Raw genomic sequence first — 21,518 nt, 5'->3', positions numbered from 1 at the left:
CAATCGAAACCAATGGTTAACCTTAACACCCCGGTTGGCACGCTCTTCGCATCGCATCGTTCAGGCGGAAATTGTCGGCACATGACGTGCCGTATCGGCACACCGCGAATGGAAATGCGATGCAGACGACGACAGCACAAACGGTCTACGACTACTGGTCCCGGGTTCGCGCAGGCCGGGACGTTCCCGATCGGCGCGACATCGAGCCCGCCGATCTTCGCCAAATTCTCCCCGATCTTTTCATCCTCGAACGGTCTGACGCACCCGGCCCCATCTTCCGGCTTGCGGGCACCCGCGTGTGCACCCTGTTCGGCCGCGAGCTTCGCACCACCGGCTTTCCGCGGCTGTTCGCACCGGATGTCCGCGCGCAAGTCTCGCGAATCTGTGCCAACATCCTCACTCGGCGCACACCGGCTATTCTTGCGGCGAGTGCCTATGGGCGCTCCGCCGAACCCGCCGGAATCGAGATCCTGCTCCTGCCGATGACCTCGCAATCGGCGCAAGCGGATCGCATCTTCGGCGCACTGTGTCCGATCAGTCCCATCCGGCCACTCGATGTACCATTGCGCTACATGACGATCGACACGGTCGCCATCATGGATCACGAGCGGCAGAACGCCTTTCTGCAGGCCCGCCCGCCAATTCCCCTGCCCCGATCATCGATGGCCGTCAGCAAGCACGACTTCGGTCAGGTCGTGCGCCGCGTCCTGCATCTGCGGGTCTTCGACGGCGGCAGATAGCCTCGGCCAGCCACCGGATGGCGAAAGGCCGATACGAACCGCGATGACGAACTGTTAACCTCGAAAGGTTACAAGTTGGAAAGAGAATTCCATCAGGCCCTGTCTGCCCATGTACTCGTTCCAGCAAGCATCGCCGACAGCCCACCGACCGCATTCCGAACAGCGGAGCTTCCAGCGCGTTTCGGTCAATCTGCCGGGGCGCCTCATGCTGCCCAACCATGAGGAGTTCGACTGCGTTGCGCTCCATATGTCGCCGGGCGATGTCTTCTTCGCCTGTCACGCCCGCCCGCGCGCCGGCGAGCGCATCATCGCCTATGTGGACCACCTCGGCCGCATCGAAGGAACGGTCGAGCGACTGACCGATGACGGCTTTGTCATCACAGTCAATGCGACCGACCGCAAGCGGGAGAAGCTGGCGGCACAATTGACCTGGATCGCGAACAAGCACGAGCTGGGCCTTCCCGAGGACCGGCAACACGATCGCTTGACGCCGCGCAACGCCCGAACCGAACTGGCGCTCGACGACGGCCGCCACTATCCGTGCCGCATCATCGACCTGTCACTGTCGGGTGCTGCCGTCGATATCGAGGTTCGGCCGGCTGTCGGCACACCGGTCCAACTCGGCAACATGCGCGGTCGCGTCGTTCGCCACTTCCAGGAAGGCGTTGCGATCGAGTTCTCCAGCGTGCAGCCGAAGGAAGCGCTCACCGAATTCCTGTAAGCGGGCGCCGCCTCGGCGACCTGCATCCCGGGGGCTTACGCCCCCTTTTTCTTTTTCCTGCATGCCGCGTCTTTTTTTCCGCGGGGTCGGCGGCGGCCGGTTGTCGCACGGATTGACGCATCACTCCCGACGACTGCGGCCGACCGAAAGCCCTTTCCCGAACACCGATCGCTCGCGCCGGCCAACGGAAATCGGCAACGCGCAAGCGCGAAACTGATTACAAAACAAGCGATTTCAGCAGGTTACAGCTCGCGACAAACGAGCAACCGCGCCTCGGCCGGCACATATGATCGTTACAATTTTAGTCAATTTAAAATCTAAGTTGACTTGAATTTTATTCTTACTTTATTCTAAGTCATCGAAACTTTGCACTTAATTATACTTCGCAACTTCGCGTGAGATAAAAAAATACCTGTCATTGTCCCTACCAACACAGGGACAGGACCATGACAAAAAAAGCAACTTGGACAGGGATATTCGGGGTTATCGCTTCGCTCGTATTCAGCTCGGCTGCCCAGGCGCTTCCAGCCCGCATGACGATAACCGGCCCAACCAACCAGCCGATCGGGCACTACGAATTCTGCAAGCAGTATGCCGACGAGTGCGGAGCCAATTCCGCCGGCGATCCGCTTGAACTGAACGAAACGAACTGGAAGCAAATCCTGGAAATCAACTACACCGTCAACAGCGCGGTGGAGCCGCTCACCGATGACGAGATCTATGGCGTCGAAGAGCGCTGGACCTATCCGGGCGTCGCCGGCGACTGCGAAGATTACGTCCTGCTGAAGCGCAGGCTGTTGATCGAAGCCGGCATTTCCCCGTCCGACCTGCTGATTACGGTCGTCCTGCAGCCCAACGGCGAGGGCCATGCGGTCCTCACCGTCCGCACGGATCGTGGCGACTTCGTTCTCGACAACATGCGCGACAAGGTCTTGCTCTGGTCAGAGACCGAATACCGCTTCCTCAAGCGCCAGTCCGAGCGCAACGCCGGCAAGTGGGTCAAGCTCGAGGACGGACGCGCCACCGCGGTCGGCAGCGTCCGGCCATAGCCCGCTGACAGCCTGACATCTGCCCACAACTTCGCGGGGGCAACATCCGAGACGCTGCCCCACATCAACACAAAAGGCCCGGTCATTCTCCAATCTTCGTCCCGACTGCGGCCCGCCTGCGGCGGCCGGCTCACCTGTCCCCGAGCCGGCCGCTTTTTTTTCGACTGCCCAGATCTTTGGCTTTTTACCCGCCGGCCGGCTTCAACAGACCCGCGCGATTACCGATTGTTAACCACGATCAGTAAAGCTCCCCGCCATCGAGCAAGCTTTGCGCCAGCCCCTTCCCCCATACCGAGAGCGGGGCCTGCGAGGCCGTTACGGGGGAACCATGCACGCCAGATCCCATGTCCGCAAACCCGATGAAGCCGCACTGTTCTCGGCACGCTTCCTGAAGCGGCTCACCATCGGCACTGCCGCGCTCGCAGCCCTGACGGCTGCCATCAGCCTTGGTGGCCGCACCCTTGGCGAGCACATCGCCCTGGCGGGCCACACCGAAAGCCGCGAGATGCACGATGTCCTGATCGGCCAGGACCGCCTTCGACTGCCCGCAAACGCCATCCGCTTTGAGGAACAACGCCATAGCGGGCGGGCGGACCGCATCGATCTTTACCTGACCTGGCCGGAAATGGAGGGCTACTCGAACGCAAACCGGCTGCGCTTCAACGATGTCGGCCGACCGGAGAGCCTTGTGTTCATCCAACTTTCCCAAAGCACCATGTCCCGCGACATGTCCGGACGGGTCGATCCGATTTACTCGCACCTGTTCCAGGGCGACCCGGAAACCGGCCCTGGCGGGCTCACTCTGCGCCGTCTGAAACAGGACTCCGGCTATGCCGACGAGGTCATGCTGCTGGGAGCGTTGCCGGGCGGGGCAACCTACGCCGTGCGTTGCGTCCTGCCCGAAACGGGACAGCCGTCCACCAGCGCGGACTGCCAGAGGGACATCCACATCGGCGACGATCTGTCGCTGCTTTATCGGTTTTCGAGCAGACTTTTGCCGCAGTGGCAGGCGATGGAGCATGCCATCCGAAACTTCGCCCAAGCCGCACTCGCGGATCGCCAGCTCCCCGGCAAGAGTCATCGATAAAAACCGACACCTCCGCGCAACGAATGATTCATCATAAACCGATTGGTAACCCTGCCCCGATAGTCTCTCTCCAATCGCCGTCCGCGATCCGCATCCGGCCGGCCCAGCAATCCGAGACTTGAAGAGTAACAGCGTGTTCCGTTCCCTATCCTCTGTCATCTTTTCACGCGCGACCGGGATCGCAGCCGCCACGGCCAAGGCTCTCCTCGTGGCTGGCGGTCTGGCCGTGGCCGTGGCCGCATCTGCCGGCACTGCGCAGGCGAACCCGAAATATGCCGGAATCGTGATCGACGCGAAAACGGGCAAGGTGCTCTACAGCGAAGCGCCGGATGAACAGCGCTATCCGGCCTCGCTCACCAAGATGATGACAATCTACCTGACCTTTGAGGCTCTAGAGGCCGGCAAGATCCGCAAGGACACGCTCGTTCCGGTTTCAAAGAATGCGGCCCAGGAGCCTCCATCCAAGCTCGGGGTGCGCCCCGGCAGCAAGCTGACGGTAGAGCAGGCGATCATGGCGCTGGTCACGCGTTCGGCCAACGACGTCGCGACGGCCCTTGGCGAGTTCCTCGGCGGCTCCGAAGAGCGCTTCGCCCGCCTGATGACGCAGAAGGCTCGCGCGCTCGGCATGACCCGGACCGTCTATCGCAACGCGCACGGGTTGCCGAACACCGCGCAGGTCACGACGGCCCGCGACCAGGCGCGCCTCGGGCTGGCGCTCCGTCAACATTTTCCGCAGTACTACGACTATTTCAGCACCCGCAGCTTTCGCTACGGCAAGGCGACGATCGGTAACCACAATCGGCTTCTCGGGGTTGTCCGTGGGGTCGATGGCATCAAGACCGGTTATACACGTGCGTCCGGCTTCAACCTGGTCACCTCCGCCCAGGCGGACGGCCGCAGCGTCGTCGCCGTCGTACTCGGCGGGCGCACCGGCGCCTCTCGCGACCAGCAGATGAAGCAACTCATCGCCCGCTACATGCCGGCAGCATCCCGGCGCGGCGGCGGCAACCTGATCGCCGAAACCGCCGACGCCCCGACGCTCACGGCAAATGCGGCGGCAAACAGCGTATCAGCATCCGCAGCCGGCGGTGAAACCGCAAGAAACGTCGAACTGCCTGAGAACGGGCCGGTACCGACGTATCGCTACGAAGAATCGCGTATCGAGATGGCCTATGCCGCGACCACCGACGCGAACGCAGCCCGCGTCGTCGGCAAGGACGCGCTCGCGGCCACCCTTCGGGTCCAGCGCAACGTCGCCGTGCCAGCGGCTGCCCCAGCGGAAACGGTGGTGGAGGAAGGGGACGTCGATCCTGCCGTCGACGCCCTGACCACCTCGTCTACTGCCGCTTCGAAAGACCGATCCATTCCCTCCGGCTGGGTCATTCAGATCGGCGCGACTCCGGATCGCGATCAGGCACAGGCACTCCTCGAAAAGGCGCAGGACCGCGGCGGCAAGGCGTTGCGTGGCGCCCAACCGTTCACCGTCGCCTTCGGCAACGGCAACGAACAGCTCTACCGCGCCCGTTTTGGCGGCTTTTCCGGCCAGGACAGCGCCGTGAACGCCTGCAAGGTCCTGAAGAAGAAAGGTATTGCCTGCTGGGCAAGCCAGCAGTGACGAGCGTGGCTGCGCGGGACGCTTTTTCATGCGCCAGTGCGGCAAAGATATCAGCCTAACCGCGACAGCCACCGGATGGGTCAGATTACCGGTGGCGGCGGCAAGGCCGGGGACGCTGACTTTCGGCGTCCGCCGTCCTCGATAGAGTATTGCGTACGAGGCACGTTATGGCGATGAACGAGAATGTGATTGGCTCCCCGCCCGGATCTGGTGGCAAGCGCGGCAACAGGAACGGTCTTCACCCTCTCCACGAGGCAGCGCTTCGGATCGCCGATATCGGTCTGGCGCGCTCACGCAACAAGACCAAGGACCTGGTCGGCATGCTGCTGGCCCACGGCGCCCGCGCCTGGCGCACAGGACAGCCACAGGCCGGGATCCACTTGCATGTAGGCCGTTCGGGCCGCTGCCACCCTGTCCGGATGCGCCTGCGGTGAATTTGCCTGCGGCGGGTGTCGCTGAATGAGGCGCCTCAGCCACCGGGGGCGATCCGGCTCAGCCAGCCTTTGCCGCAGCAGTTCTTGTACTTTGCGCCCGATCCGCATGGGCAGGGGTCGTTGCCGCGACGCTGCAGCCGGCCGATCAGCGGCAGCAAGACCGCGGTCGGCAGAATCGATGCCACGAAAGCCGTCAGTTTCGCGGATACACCCGGCACCACCAGCCGGCGGCCGGCCTTGAAGCCACGCCAGGCGCTTTCGGCCACATCGACGGCATCCGCTCTCGGCAGAACCTTGAACAACATTGCCCGGCCGGCCCCGGACCGGTCGAGAAATTCCGTCTCCACCGGTCCCGGCGCCACACAGGTCACCGTAACGCCGGCGTGGCGCAACTCTTCGTGCAGGGCGTCGGAGAACGAGCGCACGAAGCTCTTGCTGGCATAATAGAGCGCCATGTTGGGCCCGGGGGTAAAACCGGCAATGGAACCGAGGTTGAGCACCCCTCCACGCCGGCGCGCGAGCATGCCCGGCAGGAAACGAAGCGTCAGCTCGCTCAGCGCCCGCACATTGACATCGATGATCCCCAGTTGCTCGCCGATCGGCAGGGTTGTCGCGGCGCCGCGCAGGCCATAGCCGGCGCTATTGACGAGAACGTCGCAATACAGACGATTCTCTTGGAGGAACGCCTCGAGACGCAGCGACGCCCCGGCCGAAAACAGATCGAGGTCCAGCGTGAAGGCTTCGCCGCCGGCCTCCTGCACTTCGGTTGCGGCTGCCAGCAAGCTGTCGTGCGAGCGCGCGACGAGCACGACGGGGCCGCCCTGCCGCGCGGCGACGGTCGCGATCGCCTTGCCGATGCCACGGGAGCCCCCGACAACGACGACCGCCGGCCGCAACTCGGAACCGAGGCTCATCCGGCCGTCCTCGCTGGCTGCACCGGCCTCGCCCCGTCCTGGGCAAGGCCGTTCACTTCCATGGCGACCTCACCGTTCAATATCTCCTCGAAGCGCTCCAGCGCCCGCGCGACATTCGCCCCGTCCATGACCCGGTGGTCGTAGAGGATGCGGACATTGACCGTGCCGTCTTCGGCAATCGGGCCATAGTTGAGCAGGGTGGTCAGCGGCGTCAGCGGGTTGAACGATTCCGCGCCGAGGCCGGAATAGACGGAGAACTGGAACGTGCCGAAATGGCGGCCGCGCTGCCGGGCAATGTTCAGTCCCAGCCACATCAGCAGCCATCTGACCGGTCCCGGCAACCGCGCGAGCCTCAGCGCGCGCCGGAACTCCTTGATCTCGTGGACCGGGCGCGAGCGCGCGGCACTGATCATCGCCTGGAGGTCGGATATGCTGCGGCGCTCGGGTGCCCTGATGGTCCCCAAAAGGACGATTCGCTCCCCCTCATGCTCGCGCTCATGCGCGACGGAGGCGACACTGACGGGGTACTCGTAGAAATGCGGGTTCGGGAGCTTGACATAGGCACGGCGCAGTTCCGGCGTTTCCTGCGAAAGCAGCCCGTACCCTTTCAGGAACAGCACGGTCCATGACGGTCGCTGCGGCTGCGCCGCCCTTGCGCTAACAAGCGCGCCCAGGTTCATTTGCCGCTGCACCGTAACGCGCGGAATGCCGATCGAAAACCGCATGAGGTCGCCGACGAGGCGTCGCGGTGCCGAAATCTTCAAAGCGCGGCCGCGCATCATGCACCTCTAATAAATGTAGGGGATCAGTCTCTTGGTCCGATCCATGTAGTCGCGATAGCTGCCCCCGAAACTGTCCAGCATCATGCGCTCCTCCTTGTCGACCCTGAGGAAAAAGAGCAGCGCAAATCCGACAAAGCCGGCCAGTGCGACGACCCAGTTCGACAGCAGGAAAGCCTGGCCGAGCGCCATCAGCAAGAACGAGGTGTACATGGGGTGGCGAACCAGCGCGTATGGCCCGCCGCTGACCAGTTGATGCTTGTCGCGAATCTCCAGGCTGATCGACCAGTTCTTGCCGAGTTCCTTGTGTGTCCGGCGAAAGAGCCACATCGCAGAAAAGAACGAAACCGCCCCGATGGCGATGGCCCACATGCGGGCGGGGTAATCCGCCGCCTCGGGAAAGCCGGTGGCGACGTAGATACCGGGCACGACCGCGAGCCCCAGCGTGGCCGCCACCAGACCGACCATGTCAACGAACGAACGCCGATTCGTGACGATCCGGACGCGCTTGGCGCGGCGTTCGAAGGGGTAGCGGATCACGTACCAGGCAATAACGCCGAGCACCCATAGTATTTGACCGACTGCGGCAGCGGATAGATTCATTTAGATTCAGAGCCTGCTCGATTTTGCTCATACTGCACAGCGGATTTTGTCTCTGACAAGCCGGAAAGTGCATGGTCCAAAACGAATACCTGCAGACGCGGCGATGGAGGCGGAAACGAAACGATCCCCGCATCGGCTTGATTGCACGTTCCAACGCCAAACGCGGCAGCGCTCTTCAGCCGACATTCATCTCGCGAAGCTGCGTGATGTACTGCTGCGGCCTGAGCCAGATGGGCGGCGTCTTGAAGCCCATGAACTTTGCGATCTCCCCGGTCCAGGCGTTGCAGTTGTTGACGGTCGCCTGCCAGAACTTGGACTTGGCCTGCAGTTGCCGAATGAACGCAACGGTCTTCTGGTATTCGGCCTCGGTCAGCATGACGCGCCAGCTTGCGGAACGATATTCCTCTTCGAGGTCGCCATCGCTCGCTCCGGTCTCGGCCGGGACCGGTATAAAATGGCCAAGCACATAGGGCGCCGCATCCGTAGAGGCCGGCGCGAGGCCAGCGACCTCGGGATTGATCATCCTGCCGGATTTGTCGGTGCGCCCGAAGACCACGTAGGTATGGCCATAGCTGAGCGCGTAGCGTGAGCGGAACTCGATAAAATAAAGCTTCTGGCTGCGCTGCGTCACCCCATCTGCAGCACCGGTATAGCCGCGATAGTCAGACACGTAGCGCGGCTGGGGGGGCTTGTCCTCGGACTGGCAGGACGCAAGTCCAAGCGCAAGGGCGACTATAAGCGATGCATGGCTCTTTCCCAGCGTCATAGAACACGCTCCATTTACCGGTGCCGCGGTCAGGGTAGCCCAATTTTGGCTGGAAAGCACCCTCGCCTGCTATCGGCAACAGCCGCTGGATTCACTGCTGGAGAGAGCGCGCAGAAAGGGGAAGTGCCACCAGGCACTTCCCCTTTTTAAGCTGGTTGTCACTTATATACGGGTGCCGGCTGCTCGACTGGTGGCGGGGCTTTGCCCTTGCCTTTGCCGACTGTGCCGCAGGCACTCAGACTGACTACGGAAAGTACTGCTACTGTCACGATCAGAAGTCTGCTCATCAACATGTCCTTTCCTTGGAACGGAATAGGTTTTCGAAGGCAACGCTACTACTAATAACCGCAAAAGCAACAAAGGCATAGTGCGGAAGCGACACAAAGTTAATCACTGCAAAGAGCTGGCAAGATCAGATTTATCAACGAATTGTTTCAAGCCGTGATCGTCGATTATCCTGCGCGCGCTTGCAGGGTACGATGCCGCTTCCAGCGACGGCTCTTGGCGAAAGGACCGTCGCTTCCGGTTGTTCAGTAGACCGTGTCCTCAATGAACAAGGGCCTCGTATGTGCATGCTTGACGGCGGCCATTCGAAATAACCGCCGCGCAAAACTGGCGGAAGGTTTGATTTTTATAGCCGCAAAGGCAGGAAACACATGGACCTTTGGCCAAATCCTCCCGGATGTATTGTCAAATGACCTTCACGCGCGTTCCCACGGGTGCGCGGCTGTAGAGATCGATGATGTCCTCGTTCGTCAAGCGCACGCATCCATTTGAGACCGCATGCCCGATCGACCACGGTTCATTCGTCCCATGCAGCCGGTACATGGTGTCCTGATTGCCCTGGTAGAGATAGAGCGCGGCCGCCCCAAGCGGGTTATGCGGACCGCCCTCCACGCCGCCCGCATACTGCGCCAGCCGCGGTTTACGCCGAATCATGTCGTCCGTCGGCCTCCACGAGGGCCATTCCGCCTTGCGGCCGACGGTCGCCTCTCCCCTGAATGTCAGCCCCTCCTCGCCCACGGCGACCCCATAACGTATCGCCTGCCCACCGCCCTCGACGAGGTAGAGATAACGTTCCGAGGTGTTGACGACGATCGTTCCGGGCGGCTCGTTGCCCTCATACGCGACCTGACGACGGCGGTATTGGGAGGCAACGCGATAGGTCGACATGGAGGGGTATCCCGTCGATCCGAAGGTCGAACTGCATCCAGAGGCCAGCAGGCCCAGCCCCAGGAACACCAATCCCCGACGCGTCATGAAGTTCCTGTCCATTTGCACCTGCTAGCGATCAGACGAACCCCTGCTTTTTTATGGATACCATTGCGGCGCGCTTCGGCCAAGTCTCTCCCTTTGATTGAAGCCAGGGAGAAAAAGAGTGCCGGCCAACCATGCCGGTTCTGCTTCCGATGAATCCCCTTGCGTCGAAGGGCGGCCTCTGCTCGACTGGCCATGGCAGTCAAACAGGGATGGGACGCGATGGCGTTTGCCTTAGATGGAAAAGTCGCGATCGTGACGGGTGCTGGCTCGGGAATCGGTGCCGCCATATCGCGGCGCCTGGCCGCCGGCGGCGCCGAGGTTGTCCTCGCCGACGTCGACCATGACGCCGCGCAGGGCGTTGCCGCCGAGATCCGTCGGGCGCATGGAGACAAGGCCCATGCGGTCGCGGTGGACGTCACCGACGCCGAAGCGGTCGGGATGCTGGTCGAAACCACGGTGGAAAGATGCGGCGGCTTGCATCTGGCGGTGAACAATGCCGGTATTCACGGACCGCGGCTTCCCAGTGGGGATTATCCCATCGACGATTGGCAGAAGGTGATGGACGTCAATCTGAACGGGGTCTTCTACGGCATGAAGCATCAGATTTCCGCCATGATGGCGTCGGGCGGTGGCGCGATCGTCAACGTTTCCTCCGTGCTCGGTTGCGTCGGTCTGCCCTTTACTGTGGCCTATACGGCGGCAAAGCACGGTGTCACGGGACTGACCAAGGTCGCGGCGATCGAATATGCCAAGTTCGGGATCCGCATCAACGCCGTCGGTCCCGGCTGGATCGATACCCCGCTCCTGGCGGAGCATCCGCAACTGGCGAGCAGCCGTCGGATGGAGTCGCTGCAGCCGATGGGGCGACGGGGACGACCGGAAGAAGTCGCAGCACTCGTCTGTTTCCTGCTCTCGGACGAGGCGAGCTTCATCACGGGCAGCTACCATCTCGTGGATGGTGCCTATAGCGCGCACTAGCGTGTCACCCGATCTGACCGATCCCCGACCGCCTTGAAGGCGCTACCGGCATGATCGTATCTGTCCGATCGCAACATTCGCCCGAACGCGCATGCGCCACGACCGGTTGTACCTGGACGAAAAACCGGATTACACTTGACGGCTGGTTGGGGTGGACAAGATATCGACAGGCAAGAAAATCAACGAGACAGGAAGGAATGGAGATGACCAAGATTTCCCTAATACTCGTTCTGGCCGGGCTCGCAGCGGTCGGCTGCACGCCAACCGAGAGGGGGGCCGGCATCGGCGCAGCCACCGGTGCAGTGATCGGCGGCGCCATCACCAATGACGTTCGGGGCGCAGCCGTCGGGGCCGCGATCGGCGGCGTTTCCGGCGCCGTCATCGGCAACGTGGCCGGACAGCCCGGTCGGTGTTACTACCGCGATCGCTACGGGCGTCGCTACATCGCCGCCTGCCCCTAATCGGCGCGCAAACCGTGTCGCAGTTGAACCGGGAAGAAGGCCCCTCGTCCCCGATAGGGCCTTTTTCCCGACCATGGAAGCTGCCGCCGGCCTCGCGGCCGACAGTCTCACACGAGCCGCTGTACCTTTGATTGAAATTTGCCCCTTGCGGAACACATGTGGAACAGATAGTGTCCGTTCTGGATTTGTTTCACGATTCTGGGTGACGAGCCATGCTGACCCGCAAACAACAGGAACTGCTGCTGTTCATCCACGAGCGGATGAAGGAGACCGGCATTCCGCCGTCATTCGATGAGATGAAGGATGCCCTCGACCTCGCCTCGAAATCGGGCATTCACCGGCTGATTACCGCGCTCGAGGAGCGCGGCTTCATCCGTCGGTTGCCCAATCGGGCACGCGCACTCGAGGTGATCAAGCTGCCCGAAGCCTATTCGCCCAGCCTGAAGGCGCGGCGCGGTTTTTCGCCATCGGTGATCGAAGGAAGCCTTGGCAAGCCAATGCCAGCGCCCTCCCCGGCCAGGCCGGCCGCCGCCGTGGCGGATGGGTCGGTTTCGGTTCCGGTCATGGGGCGCATCGCCGCCGGCGTGCCGATCTCGGCAATCCAGAACAACACCCATGACATCTCCGTTCCAATGGAGATGCTCGGTGCTGGTGAGCACTATGCGCTGGAAGTCAAGGGCGACTCGATGATCGAGGCCGGGATCCTGGATGGAGATACCGTCATCATCCGCAACACGAACTCCGCCAACCCGGGAGAGATCGTCGTGGCCCTCGTCGACGACGAGGAGGCGACACTGAAGCGCTTCCGCCGCAAGGGCGCCTCCATTGCTTTGGAAGCCGCCAATCCCGCCTACGAGACCCGCATCTTCGGCCCCGACCGAGTGAAAATTCAGGGCAAGCTCGTCGGCCTCATTCGCCGTTATCACTGACTGCATTTTCTGAATCGAAGAAGGTGTTCGTCCGCCAGTCGTACAGGCGGTGTCGGCTCCAGGGGCGGTGATGCGTCGTGACGGCGTTGCGAACGCTGTAGCGTAATCGGCCGGTCCAATCGGCAGGCCGATCGGCAGGCCGCGGTGTTATCTCGAGGGCCCCGGTGCGACGCAGGCTGCGTGCCGAAACGAGTTTCGCGCCGGAACGGCAGGTTTCCATCCGAATGTAGCGTGATATGACCACGAGATCGGCACGGTCGCAGGCGGCCCCGAGAAGGGCCGGATCCTCGAGCACGAGGACACGCCAACCGGACGGCGCGGTGCCGGCACACCACTCCTTGCGGCGGCAAACGAACCGCTTGTCGTTGGCGGCTACGGCGAACGCAGAATCCATGTCGTCCCGTGCCCGCGCGATCGCAACAGGATCAGGCGCCACCTCCCTATCCATGCCTCGGCGCTGCCGTCCTTGCGGACGGACTTTCGGCACTGCCAGGCCAACCAGGCCCTCCGAGCGATGGGTGCCCGCGCCACTTCCAGTCGCCGTCCGCCATTGCGCGGCATCGCCATCGGTGAGGAACATTGGCGATCGATGGGTACCAAGGCGAAGGGCACGACGCCATTGATCGTAGATGAAATCGGGCGGCCGCGACCGGTTCGTGGCGGCTTCTCCGGGCATGACGAGCGCCACGAGCCGGCCGTCCTTCGACACGAGAACCTCGGGCGGCACATCCGAGGGGCGGACGGCGACGACAGCCACGCCGAAGACGAGTGGTAAGAGACCGATGGTTGCGAAACGGGTGCGAAACAGGCAGACCAGCCCGCCTCCAGCCGCGACAAGCGTGAAAGCCAGCGGCGGCAATCGGCCGGTGACCACCTCTCCGCCCCAGCCGGCAACCCAATTGGCCATCGCGATGATCCAGTCGACGCCCCGTCCCATGATCGCGAGCGGGATGCCGTCCAGTCCGAACGGCATGAGCAGCATGGCGATGACGGCCATCGGCATGACGAGGAACGATATGATCGGCATCGCAAGAAGGTTTCCGGCGAGGCCATAGGCCGGGATTCGATGGAAGTGCCCGATGGAATAGACGAGCGTCGCGACCCCGCCGATCAGAGACGACAGCAGAATTCCACCGACAAGCGCGGATGCAACCGACAGGACCCGTGACCGGTCACCGATCCACCGCGGGCGTCGCGCGGACCAGTCGCGCCAGGCACCATAGCCCGCGACGAGGCCCAGGGTTGCCGCGTAGGACATCTGGAAGCCGGGACCGGTGACCGCCGACGGGGTCACTGCCAGAATGATCAAGGCCGAGAGCGCAACGTTGCGCAGGCTGATGGCGGTGCGGTCGAATAAGACAGCGAACAGCATGACGACGATCATGAGCCACGAGCGGATTGCCGAAACCGCGCCGCCGGAAATCATGATGTAGAGCGTGACCGTGATCAATCCGCCGACGGCTGCGATCTTCTTCACCGGGAACTGCTCGGCTGCCCCCGGGACCAGTGCCAGCAGCAGACGGGCGCCGACCAGAAAGGTGCCCGCCGCAAGGGCCATGTTGAGCCCTGAAATCGCCAGAACGTGAGCGAGGCCCGATTGCCGCAAAGCCTCCACCGTTTCCGGGCTGATGCCGCGCTGTTCTGCCGTGATCAGGGCGGCGGAAATGGCGCCGGCATCGCCGCCGATGCGGCCGCGGATGTGTTGCGTGACGGCACTCCTCCATTCGGCTACCATTCGGATTGCTGCCGCGGATACGGTCTCGCCTCGCGCCGACGGGTTCAGCTCCGTCGCCGTCGGTTTGCCGTAAAAGTAGCCGATGGCGCCTGTCCCGGCGAAATAGGCGTCGAATGCAAAGTCGTTGAGACCCGGCAGCGCCGGTCCGGACGGTGGGTTCAGCCGCGCACGTCCGACGATCCCGCTGCCGATCGGCACCGGCACGTGGGGGCTGCGCGCCAGCAGACTGATATGGCCAGGTGGCCGCCGCAGGGTCGGGCCGTCGGTCGACAGCAGCGCCACCCGGTAGCGCATGCGACCGCGATCGTCGGCCTCGCTCGACAGCACCTGTCCCTTGATCGTCGTCGTCACCGGTTGGTCGAGCATGACGGTCGAAACCCGCCAACTCTCAAACGCAGACAGCGTCATGCCGAGAAGCAGCAGGAATGCGGCGTGCGCGACAACGGACAGCAAGGGTTGGCGATAGCGCAGGGCCACCGCGGTGAACCCGCAGCCGATCAGACCGATCAGCAGCGGCGCCAGCGGCGGATCACGGGCGAGCGCGTACCAGCACCATGCCCCTGCGCCGATAAAGACGGGAACGAACAGGAAGACGCTGCCGTGGTCTCGCTCGCACTGCCACGCTGCCGCCCATCCCGACGCCAGGGGGGCGCCGAACCAGCGCCTTAAACCGCCCGGACGCGCCGCGAAAACGACCGTTCGACCGCCCGTGATTGCGGTTGGCTGGCTTGCCGTCTGCAGGCTCTGCAGGCTCCGGGCCGCGTGGGCGGCCGGGATTGCGACTTTGGTAGCGTTTCCCTCCCCCATGGCGCCTGCCCCAGCCATATCCAGCGGCATCATGCAACTTCAGATTTTGTTTTGCAATCGCAAATTCCGCACCAATGCACTCGCTTTCCGAGAAAGGATGCACCCTCCATAATTCTCGAATCTCGCCCATAAGTTGCTTGCAACTGGCGAGGAAGAGTAGATATTGCGATGCCGGAATGTTTGTTTTTGCATTGCACAAATGCGGCCTTCGTCTTGCCGGGCACGACGATGCGATTTTGGGCTAGCAAAGCGGCACGGCCACGACAGGCACTGCCTGTGCCACACCAGCAGATGGAGATCCTCATGACGGGAAAGAGCGCGGAAGTCACTGTCAGTGACAAGAAAGTGGAGTTGCCATTGCGATCCGGATCGATCGGTCCGTCGGTGATCGACATCGGCACGCTCTACAAGCAGACCGGCACTTTCACCTATGACCCGGGCTTCACCTCGACGGCCTCGTGCGAGTCCAAGATCACCTACATCGACGGTGATGAGGGCGTTCTCCTGCATCGCGGCTACCCGATCGAGCAACTGGCGGAGCACGGCGATTTTCTGGAAGTGTGCTACCTGCTTCTCTACGGCGAACTGCCGACCAAGGCGCAGAAGGACGACTTCGACTATCGCGTCACCCACCACACGATGGTGCATGAGCAGATGTCGCGCTTCTTCACCGGCTTCCGCCGCGACGCCCATCCGATGGCGGTGATGTGTGGTTGTGTCGGTGCGCTGTCGGCCTTCTACCACGACTCCACCGACATCACCGATCCGCACCAGCGCATGGTTGCATCGCTGCGCATGATCGCCAAGATGCCGACGATCGCGGCGATGGCCTACAAGTATCACATCGGCCAGCCGTTCGTTTACCCGAAGAACGACCTCGACTATGCGTCGAACTTCCTGCGCATGTGCTTTGCCGTGCCCTGCGAAGAGTATACCGTCAATCCGGTCCTGTCGCGGGCGATGGATCGCATCTTCATCCTGCACGCCGACCACGAGCAGAACGCGTCGACCTCGACCGTACGCCTCGCCGGCTCGTCGGGCGCCAATCCGTTTGCCTGCATCGCAGCCGGCATCGCCTGCCTCTGGGGCCCGGCACACGGCGGCGCGAACGAGGCAGCGCTGAACATGCTCGCGGAGATCGGCACGGCCGATCGCATTCCGGAGTTCGTCGCGCGTGCCAAGGACAAGAACGATCCGTTCCGTCTGATGGGCTTCGGCCATCGCGTCTACAAGAACTACGACCCGCGCGCCCGCATCATGCAGAAGACGACGCACGAGGTTCTCGGCGAACTCGGCATCAAGGACGATCCGATGCTCGAAGTCGCGATGGAGCTCGAGCGTATCGCGCTCACCGATGAATACTTCATCGAAAAGAAGCTCTACCCGAATATCGATTTCTATTCCGGCATCACGCTCAAGGCACTCGGCTTCCCCACCACGATGTTCACCGTGCTGTTCGCACTGGCCCGCACCGTCGGCTGGATCGCCCAGTGGAACGAGATGATCGAGGATCCGGAACAGCGCATCGGCCGTCCGCGCCAGCTCTATATCGGGGCCCCCAAGCGGGACTATGTACCCGTTTCAAAGCGCTGATCGAGCGACTGATGCAGACCGGTCCCAAGACCGGACTTGCTCCATTACAAACCCGCCGATGTCTTTCGGCGGGTTTTGTTTTGGCGGCAACACCCGGGCCGCCCCCCTTCGCCCAGACATTTTTGCCAGGACCCATCCGCCTGCACCACGCGCCGTCCGCGATTTGAGAACCATCACGTAGCGCGGCTCCCTTTTCGGGGCCAGTTTCCGCCACGCGAGCGAGGACGACAAATATTTGCTCCGCGGCGACGCAACGCTCTTGCCAAAATTGCGCCGACGCTCTTATGTGGCATGACCTCGCTGGGAGAAACCGGCCACCCAAACGGGTATGGCCGGTGCCGAAGGAGCAACCGCCCCGGAAACTCTCAGGCAAAAGGACCAGCAAGGTGCCGACAGGACTCTGGAGAGAGGCGTTCACACGCCCGCCGAAGGGATAACAATCTCAGGCGAAGGGACAGAGGGGGCTCTGAAGAGCGGCGCGCAGGCGCCGTAGGATGAGCCGGCGTGCAAGCGCACGCCAACAGACTGGAGGGCGCCTTTTGGACGGTACGTCTGAGCTGAAGAAAACCCCGTTGTACGATCTCAATGTCTCGCTCGGTGCCCGCATGGTGCCATATGCGGGCTATGAGATGCCGGTGCAGTTTCCCGCAGGCGTCATGAAGGAACACCTTCATACGCGCACTGCCGCAGGCCTGTTCGACGTCTCGCATATGGGACAGATCGTCATTCGCGCCCGCTCCGGCGACAATGCCGACGCGGCCCGCGCGCTGGAGGCGCTCGTGCCGGTCGATGTGCTCGGCATTGCCGAGGGCCGCCAGCGCTATGCGCTTTTCACCAACGACGCCGGCGGCATCCTCGACGATCTGATGATCACCAATCGCGGTGATCATCTGTTCCTTGTCGTCAACGCCGCCTGCAAGGACGCCGATTTCGCGCATCTGCAAAAGCATCTGGGCGATACTTGCGACGTCACCATGCTGACGGACCGGGCCCTGATCGCCCTGCAGGGGCCGCGTGCCGAAACGGTGCTCGCCGAATTCTGGGCCGACATTGCCGACATGCGATTCATGGACGTGCGCAGTTGCGATCTTCACGACGCCGAATGCATCGTCTCCCGCGCCGGCTATACGGGTGAGGACGGCTTCGAGATTTCCATCCCGGCCGCGCAGGCGGAAACGGTCTGCCGCCGGCTGCTTGATCACCCGGACGTCCAGCCGATCGGCCTCGGCGCTCGTGACTCGCTGCGCCTCGAGGCTGGCCTCTGTCTCTACGGCAACGATATCGACACCACCACGACACCGGCTGAAGCGGGGCTTGGATGGGCGATCCAGAAGGTGCGCCGCCGCGGCGGCGACCGTGCCGGCGGGTTCCCGGGTGCCGATGTCATCCTCGATCAGCTGGAAAAGACCACCGCGCGGCGCCGCGTCGGCCTCAAGATCGACGGCAAGGCACCCGTTCGTCCGCCGGCAAGGCTCTACGCCGATGCCGATGGCAAAACCGAGGTCGGCCACGTCACCTCCGGCGGGTTCGGCCCGACGGTGCAGAACCCCGTCGCCATGGGATACGTCGCGACCGCGCTCGCAGCACCCGGCACGGATCTGTTTGCAGAAGTGCGCGGCAAGTTCCTGCCAGTCTCCGTGAGCGCCCTACCCTTTGTCTCCAACACCTTCAAACGCTGATCAGAAAGGCCCACCCATGCTGAAATTTACCGCAGAACACGAGTGGCTGAAGATCGACGGCGACGTCGCCACCGTCGGTATCACCACTCATGCGGCCGAACAGCTCGGCGACCTCGTGTTCGTCGAGCTGCCGGCCGTCGGAACGTCCTTCTCCAAGGGCGGCGACGCGGCGACAGTCGAATCCGTGAAGGCCGCATCCGATGTCTACGCCCCGCTTGATGGTGAATGCCTGGAGACCAACCAGGCGATCGTCGACGACCCGTCCCTCGTCAACAGCGACCCGCAGGGCGCCGGCTGGTTCTTCAAGATGAAGCTCGCCAACAAGGCCGACGCCGATGATCTGCTTGACGAGGCGGCCTACAAGGAGCTCGTCGGCTGATGAACCTGCCCAAGGATTTTACCTTCACCGATTACCAGCCCTACGACTTCGCCAACCGTCGCCATATCGGCCCCTCTCCGAAGGAGATGGAGGAGATGCTGAAGGTCGTGGGTTATGACAGCCTCGACGCGCTGATCGACGACACCGTGCCGTCGTCGATCCGCCAGCAGAAGCCGCTCGAATGGGGCGCGCCGATGACCGAGCGCGAGGCGCTCGACAAGCTGCGCGAGACCGCGAACAAGAACCAGAAGCTCGTTTCGCTGATCGGCCAGGGCTACTACGGCACGATCACGCCCCCGGTCATCCAGCGCAACATCCTGGAAAACCCGGCCTGGTACACGGCCTACACGCCCTACCAGCCGGAGATCAGCCAGGGCCGGCTGGAGGCGCTGCTCAACTACCAGACCATGGTCTGCGACCTGACCGGTCTCGACATCGCCAACGCCTCGCTGCTCGACGAGGCGACCGCCGCCGCCGAGGCGATGGCCATGGCTGAGCGCGTCTCGACCTCCAAGGCGACGACCTTCTTCGTCGACGAGAACTGCCACCCGCAAACGATCGCGCTGCTGAAGACCCGTTCCGAACCGCTCGGATGGTCGATCAAGGTCGGCAACCCGTTCAAGGATCTGGTCCCGTCCGAGGTCTTCGGCGCAATCTTCCAGTATCCGGGCACCTACGGCCACGTGCACGACTTCACCGACGTCATCGCCTCGCTGCATGCCGCCGGTGCGATCGCCGTCGTGGCCGCTGATCCGCTCGCTCTGGCGCTGCTGAAGTCTCCGGGCGACATGGATGCCGACATCGCCATTGGCACGACCCAGCGCTTCGGCGTTCCGGTCGGCTACGGCGGGCCGCACGCCGCCTACATGGCCGTCAAGGACGCCTACAAGCGCAACATGCCCGGCCGCCTCGTCGGCGTCTCCGTCGATGCCCGCGGCAACCGCGCCTATCGCCTGTCGCTGCAGACGCGCGAGCAGCACATCCGCCGCGAGAAGGCGACGTCGAACATCTGCACCGCCCAGGTGCTGCTCGCCGTCATGGCCTCGATGTATGCGGTCTTCCACGGCCCGCAGGGCATCAAGGCGATCTCGCAGAGCGTGCACCAGAAGACCGTCCGCCTCGCCATGGGACTGGAGAAGCTCGGCTACACGGTCGAGCCGGAGGTGTTCTTCGACACGATCACCGTCCATGTCGGCAAGCTGCAGGGCATCATCCTAAAGGCGGCGGTCGCCGAAGAGGTGAACCTGCGCAAGATCGGCGACGACCGCATCGGCATCAGTCTCGACGAGCGGTCGCGGCCGGTGACGCTGGAAGCGGTTTGGCGTGCCTTCGGCGGCGACTTCGAGGTTTCGGACTTCGAGCCGGGCTACCGTCTGCCGTCGAACCTGCTCCGCACCAGTGCCTACCTGACCCACCCGATCTTCCACATGAACCGCGCGGAAAGCGAAATGACCCGCTACATCCGCCGGCTGGCGGACCGCGACCTCGCGCTCGACCGCTCGATGATCCCGCTCGGCTCCTGCACGATGAAGCTGAACGCGACCGCCGAAATGCTGCCGATCACCTGGCCGGAGTTCTCGGAGATCCATCCCTTCGCGCCGGCCGATCAGGCGGAAGGCTACCGCGAGATGATCGACGACCTGTCGGCCAAGCTCTGCGCGATTACCGGCTATGACGCGATCTCCATGCAGCCGAATTCCGGCGCGCAAGGGGAATATGCGGGCCTGCTGACGATCCGCGACTACCACATCGCCAACGGCGATGCGCACCGCGACGTCTGCCTGATCCCGACCTCGGCGCACGGCACCAATCCGGCCTCGGCGCAGATGGCCGGCATGAAGGTCGTCGTCGTCAAGGTGAGCGACAACGGCGACATCGACATGGAGGATTTCCGCGCAAAAGCAAAGCAGTATGCGGAAAATCTCTCATGCTGCATGATCACCTATCCGTCGACCCACGGCGTGTTCGAGGAGAACGTGCGCGAGATCTGCGAGATCGTCCACAACCACGGCGGGCAGGTCTATCTCGACGGCGCCAACATGAACGCCATGGTCGGGCTTGCCCGCCCCGGCGACATCGGCTCCGACGTCAGCCACCTGAACCTGCACAAGACCTTCTGCATCCCGCATGGCGGCGGCGGTCCGGGCATGGGGCCGATCGGCGTGAAGGCGCATCTGGCGCCGTTCCTGCCCAAGGACCCACGCACGGCCGAGGCCGGCGCGGTCTCGGCCGCTCCGTTCGGCTCGGCGTCGATCCTGCCGATCTCCTGGAGCTACTGTCTGATGATGGGCGGGGAAGGCCTGACCCAGGCGACCAAGGTGGCGATCCTCAATGCCAACTACATCGCTGCCCGGCTGAAGGGCGCCTATGACGTGCTGTACAAGTCGGCGAAGGGACGGGTGGCGCACGAGTGCATCATCGACACGCGCCCGCTGGTCGACAGCGCCGGCGTGACCGTCGACGACGTCGCCAAGCGGCTAATCGACTGCGGCTTCCACGCCCCGACGATGAGCTGGCCGGTGGCCGGCACGCTGATGATCGAGCCGACCGAATCGGAGACGAAGGCCGAACTCGACCGCTTCTGCGATGCGATGCTGGCGATCCGCGAGGAGGCCCGTGCCATCGAGGAAGGCCGGATGGACAAGGTCAACAACCCTCTGAAGAACGCCCCGCACACGGTCGAGGACCTCGTCGGCGATTGGGACCGTCCCTACACGCGCGAACAGGCCTGCTATCCGCCGGGCGCCTTCCGGGTCGACAAGTACTGGTCGCCGGTCAACCGCGTCGACAACGTCTTTGGCGACCGGAACCTCGTCTGCTCGTGCCCGCCGCTCGAGGACTACGCGGAAGCGGCAGAGTAACGCAGCCAACGAAAGACCCCGGCCCGAAAGGCCGGGGTTTTTCTTGGGCCGTGCCGGGTATTTCAGGCGACGACAAGAGTGCGGCCAGATCAGTCTTGGATTCATCGCCCTGGCGACGCGCAGCAGCC

20 protein-coding genes and 1 riboswitch are annotated in these 21,518 nt (G+C 63.2%); of the genes, 13 read left to right on the top strand and 7 right to left on the bottom strand.

Going from position 1 to position 21,518, the window contains the following annotated elements:
* Positions 1 to 119: 119 nt before the first annotated feature.
* From JNC62_RS09525 to JNC62_RS09500, 6 genes are all read left to right on the top strand, one after another.
* Positions 120 to 740: a PAS domain-containing protein gene (locus JNC62_RS09525; protein ID WP_374838157.1), complete on the top strand. Its 621-nt coding sequence runs from the start codon at positions 120 to 122 to the stop codon at positions 738 to 740.
* Between the two features lie 109 nt (positions 741 to 849).
* On the top strand, positions 850 to 1,461 hold the full coding sequence (locus tag JNC62_RS09520; protein ID WP_374838155.1) for a PilZ domain-containing protein: 612 nt from the start codon (positions 850 to 852) through the stop codon (positions 1,459 to 1,461).
* Between the two features lie 446 nt (positions 1,462 to 1,907).
* Complete coding sequence (locus JNC62_RS09515) at positions 1,908 to 2,510, top strand: transglutaminase-like cysteine peptidase (RefSeq protein ID WP_374838153.1); 603 nt, start codon at positions 1,908 to 1,910, stop codon at positions 2,508 to 2,510.
* 328 nt (positions 2,511 to 2,838) lie between these two features.
* Positions 2,839 to 3,597: a hypothetical protein gene (locus tag JNC62_RS09510; RefSeq protein WP_374838151.1), complete on the top strand. Its 759-nt coding sequence runs from the start codon at positions 2,839 to 2,841 to the stop codon at positions 3,595 to 3,597.
* Between the two features lie 133 nt (positions 3,598 to 3,730).
* Complete coding sequence (locus JNC62_RS09505; RefSeq protein ID WP_374838149.1) at positions 3,731 to 5,212, top strand: serine hydrolase; 1,482 nt, start codon at positions 3,731 to 3,733, stop codon at positions 5,210 to 5,212.
* 167 nt (positions 5,213 to 5,379) lie between these two features.
* Positions 5,380 to 5,646 carry a hypothetical protein gene (locus tag JNC62_RS09500; RefSeq protein ID WP_374838147.1) on the top strand — a complete coding sequence of 89 codons (267 nt, stop codon included), beginning with the start codon at positions 5,380 to 5,382 and terminating at the stop codon, positions 5,644 to 5,646.
* Positions 5,647 to 5,681: 35 nt separating this feature from the next.
* On the opposite strand, the gene JNC62_RS09495 is transcribed toward JNC62_RS09500, so the two are convergent.
* The 6 genes from JNC62_RS09495 to JNC62_RS09470 form a co-directional block, all read right to left on the bottom strand.
* Positions 5,682 to 6,560, bottom strand: coding sequence for an SDR family NAD(P)-dependent oxidoreductase (locus tag JNC62_RS09495; RefSeq protein ID WP_374838145.1), 879 nt, complete (start codon positions 6,558 to 6,560; stop codon positions 5,682 to 5,684).
* The gene (locus JNC62_RS09490; RefSeq protein ID WP_374838143.1) at positions 6,557 to 7,339 is read right to left on the bottom strand and encodes a hypothetical protein; all 783 of its coding nucleotides are present in this window, start codon (positions 7,337 to 7,339) and stop codon (positions 6,557 to 6,559) included. Before JNC62_RS09490 ends, JNC62_RS09495 begins: the two co-directional genes overlap by 4 nt.
* Before the next feature lie 9 nt (positions 7,340 to 7,348).
* Positions 7,349 to 7,942 (bottom strand): protein-S-isoprenylcysteine O-methyltransferase, encoded by a 594-nt coding sequence (locus JNC62_RS09485; RefSeq protein ID WP_374838142.1) that lies wholly within the window; start codon positions 7,940 to 7,942, stop codon positions 7,349 to 7,351.
* A gap of 175 nt (positions 7,943 to 8,117) precedes the next feature.
* Complete coding sequence (locus JNC62_RS09480; RefSeq protein WP_374838140.1) at positions 8,118 to 8,708, bottom strand: hypothetical protein; 591 nt, start codon at positions 8,706 to 8,708, stop codon at positions 8,118 to 8,120.
* 158 nt (positions 8,709 to 8,866) lie between these two features.
* Positions 8,867 to 8,995 (bottom strand): ABC transporter, encoded by a 129-nt coding sequence (locus JNC62_RS09475; RefSeq protein ID WP_310420613.1) that lies wholly within the window; start codon positions 8,993 to 8,995, stop codon positions 8,867 to 8,869.
* A 403-nt stretch (positions 8,996 to 9,398) separates the two neighbouring features.
* On the bottom strand, positions 9,399 to 9,983 hold the full coding sequence (locus JNC62_RS09470; RefSeq protein ID WP_374838137.1) for a L,D-transpeptidase: 585 nt from the start codon (positions 9,981 to 9,983) through the stop codon (positions 9,399 to 9,401).
* Between the two features lie 204 nt (positions 9,984 to 10,187).
* Here JNC62_RS09470 and JNC62_RS09465 point away from each other — a divergent pair, with 204 nt between their 5' ends.
* From JNC62_RS09465 to lexA, 3 genes are all read left to right on the top strand, one after another.
* Positions 10,188 to 10,946 carry an SDR family NAD(P)-dependent oxidoreductase gene (locus JNC62_RS09465; RefSeq protein WP_374838135.1) on the top strand — a complete coding sequence of 253 codons (759 nt, stop codon included), beginning with the start codon at positions 10,188 to 10,190 and terminating at the stop codon, positions 10,944 to 10,946.
* Positions 10,947 to 11,149: 203 nt separating this feature from the next.
* On the top strand, positions 11,150 to 11,407 hold the full coding sequence (locus JNC62_RS09460; protein ID WP_374838134.1) for a YMGG-like glycine zipper-containing protein: 258 nt from the start codon (positions 11,150 to 11,152) through the stop codon (positions 11,405 to 11,407).
* Between the two features lie 212 nt (positions 11,408 to 11,619).
* The gene (gene lexA, locus JNC62_RS09455; protein ID WP_374838132.1) at positions 11,620 to 12,336 is read left to right on the top strand and encodes a transcriptional repressor LexA; all 717 of its coding nucleotides are present in this window, start codon (positions 11,620 to 11,622) and stop codon (positions 12,334 to 12,336) included.
* Here lexA and JNC62_RS09450 read toward each other — a convergent pair.
* Positions 12,317 to 14,911 carry a ComEC/Rec2 family competence protein gene (locus JNC62_RS09450; RefSeq protein WP_374838130.1) on the bottom strand — a complete coding sequence of 865 codons (2,595 nt, stop codon included), beginning with the start codon at positions 14,909 to 14,911 and terminating at the stop codon, positions 12,317 to 12,319. The two genes, lexA and JNC62_RS09450, sit on opposite strands and share 20 nt — an antisense overlap.
* Positions 14,912 to 15,181: 270 nt before the next feature.
* On the opposite strand from JNC62_RS09450, the gene gltA reads away from it, so the two are divergent.
* The 4 genes from gltA (at position 15,182) to gcvP (ending at position 21,390) form a co-directional block, all read left to right on the top strand.
* On the top strand, positions 15,182 to 16,471 hold the full coding sequence (gene gltA, locus JNC62_RS09445) for a citrate synthase (RefSeq protein WP_374838128.1): 1,290 nt from the start codon (positions 15,182 to 15,184) through the stop codon (positions 16,469 to 16,471).
* Between the two features lie 291 nt (positions 16,472 to 16,762).
* Positions 16,763 to 16,862: riboswitch (glycine riboswitch) on the top strand.
* A gap of 148 nt (positions 16,863 to 17,010) precedes the next feature.
* The gene (gcvT, locus tag JNC62_RS09440; RefSeq protein ID WP_374838126.1) at positions 17,011 to 18,150 is read left to right on the top strand and encodes a glycine cleavage system aminomethyltransferase GcvT; all 1,140 of its coding nucleotides are present in this window, start codon (positions 17,011 to 17,013) and stop codon (positions 18,148 to 18,150) included.
* A 16-nt stretch (positions 18,151 to 18,166) separates the two neighbouring features.
* Entirely contained in the window at positions 18,167 to 18,529 is a 363-nt protein-coding gene (gene gcvH, locus JNC62_RS09435; protein ID WP_374838124.1) for a glycine cleavage system protein GcvH, read from the top strand.
* Entirely contained in the window at positions 18,529 to 21,390 is a 2,862-nt protein-coding gene (gene gcvP, locus JNC62_RS09430; RefSeq protein ID WP_374838122.1) for an aminomethyl-transferring glycine dehydrogenase, read from the top strand. The genes gcvH and gcvP overlap by 1 nt, the downstream gene beginning before the upstream one ends.
* Positions 21,391 to 21,518: the final 128 nt, after the last annotated feature.

The sequence above is a fragment of the Mycoplana ramosa genome, from assembly GCF_041930185.1.
GTDB lineage: Bacteria > Pseudomonadota > Alphaproteobacteria > Rhizobiales > Rhizobiaceae > Mycoplana > Mycoplana ramosa.
This window is presented reverse-complemented; position numbering and strand designations above follow the sequence as displayed.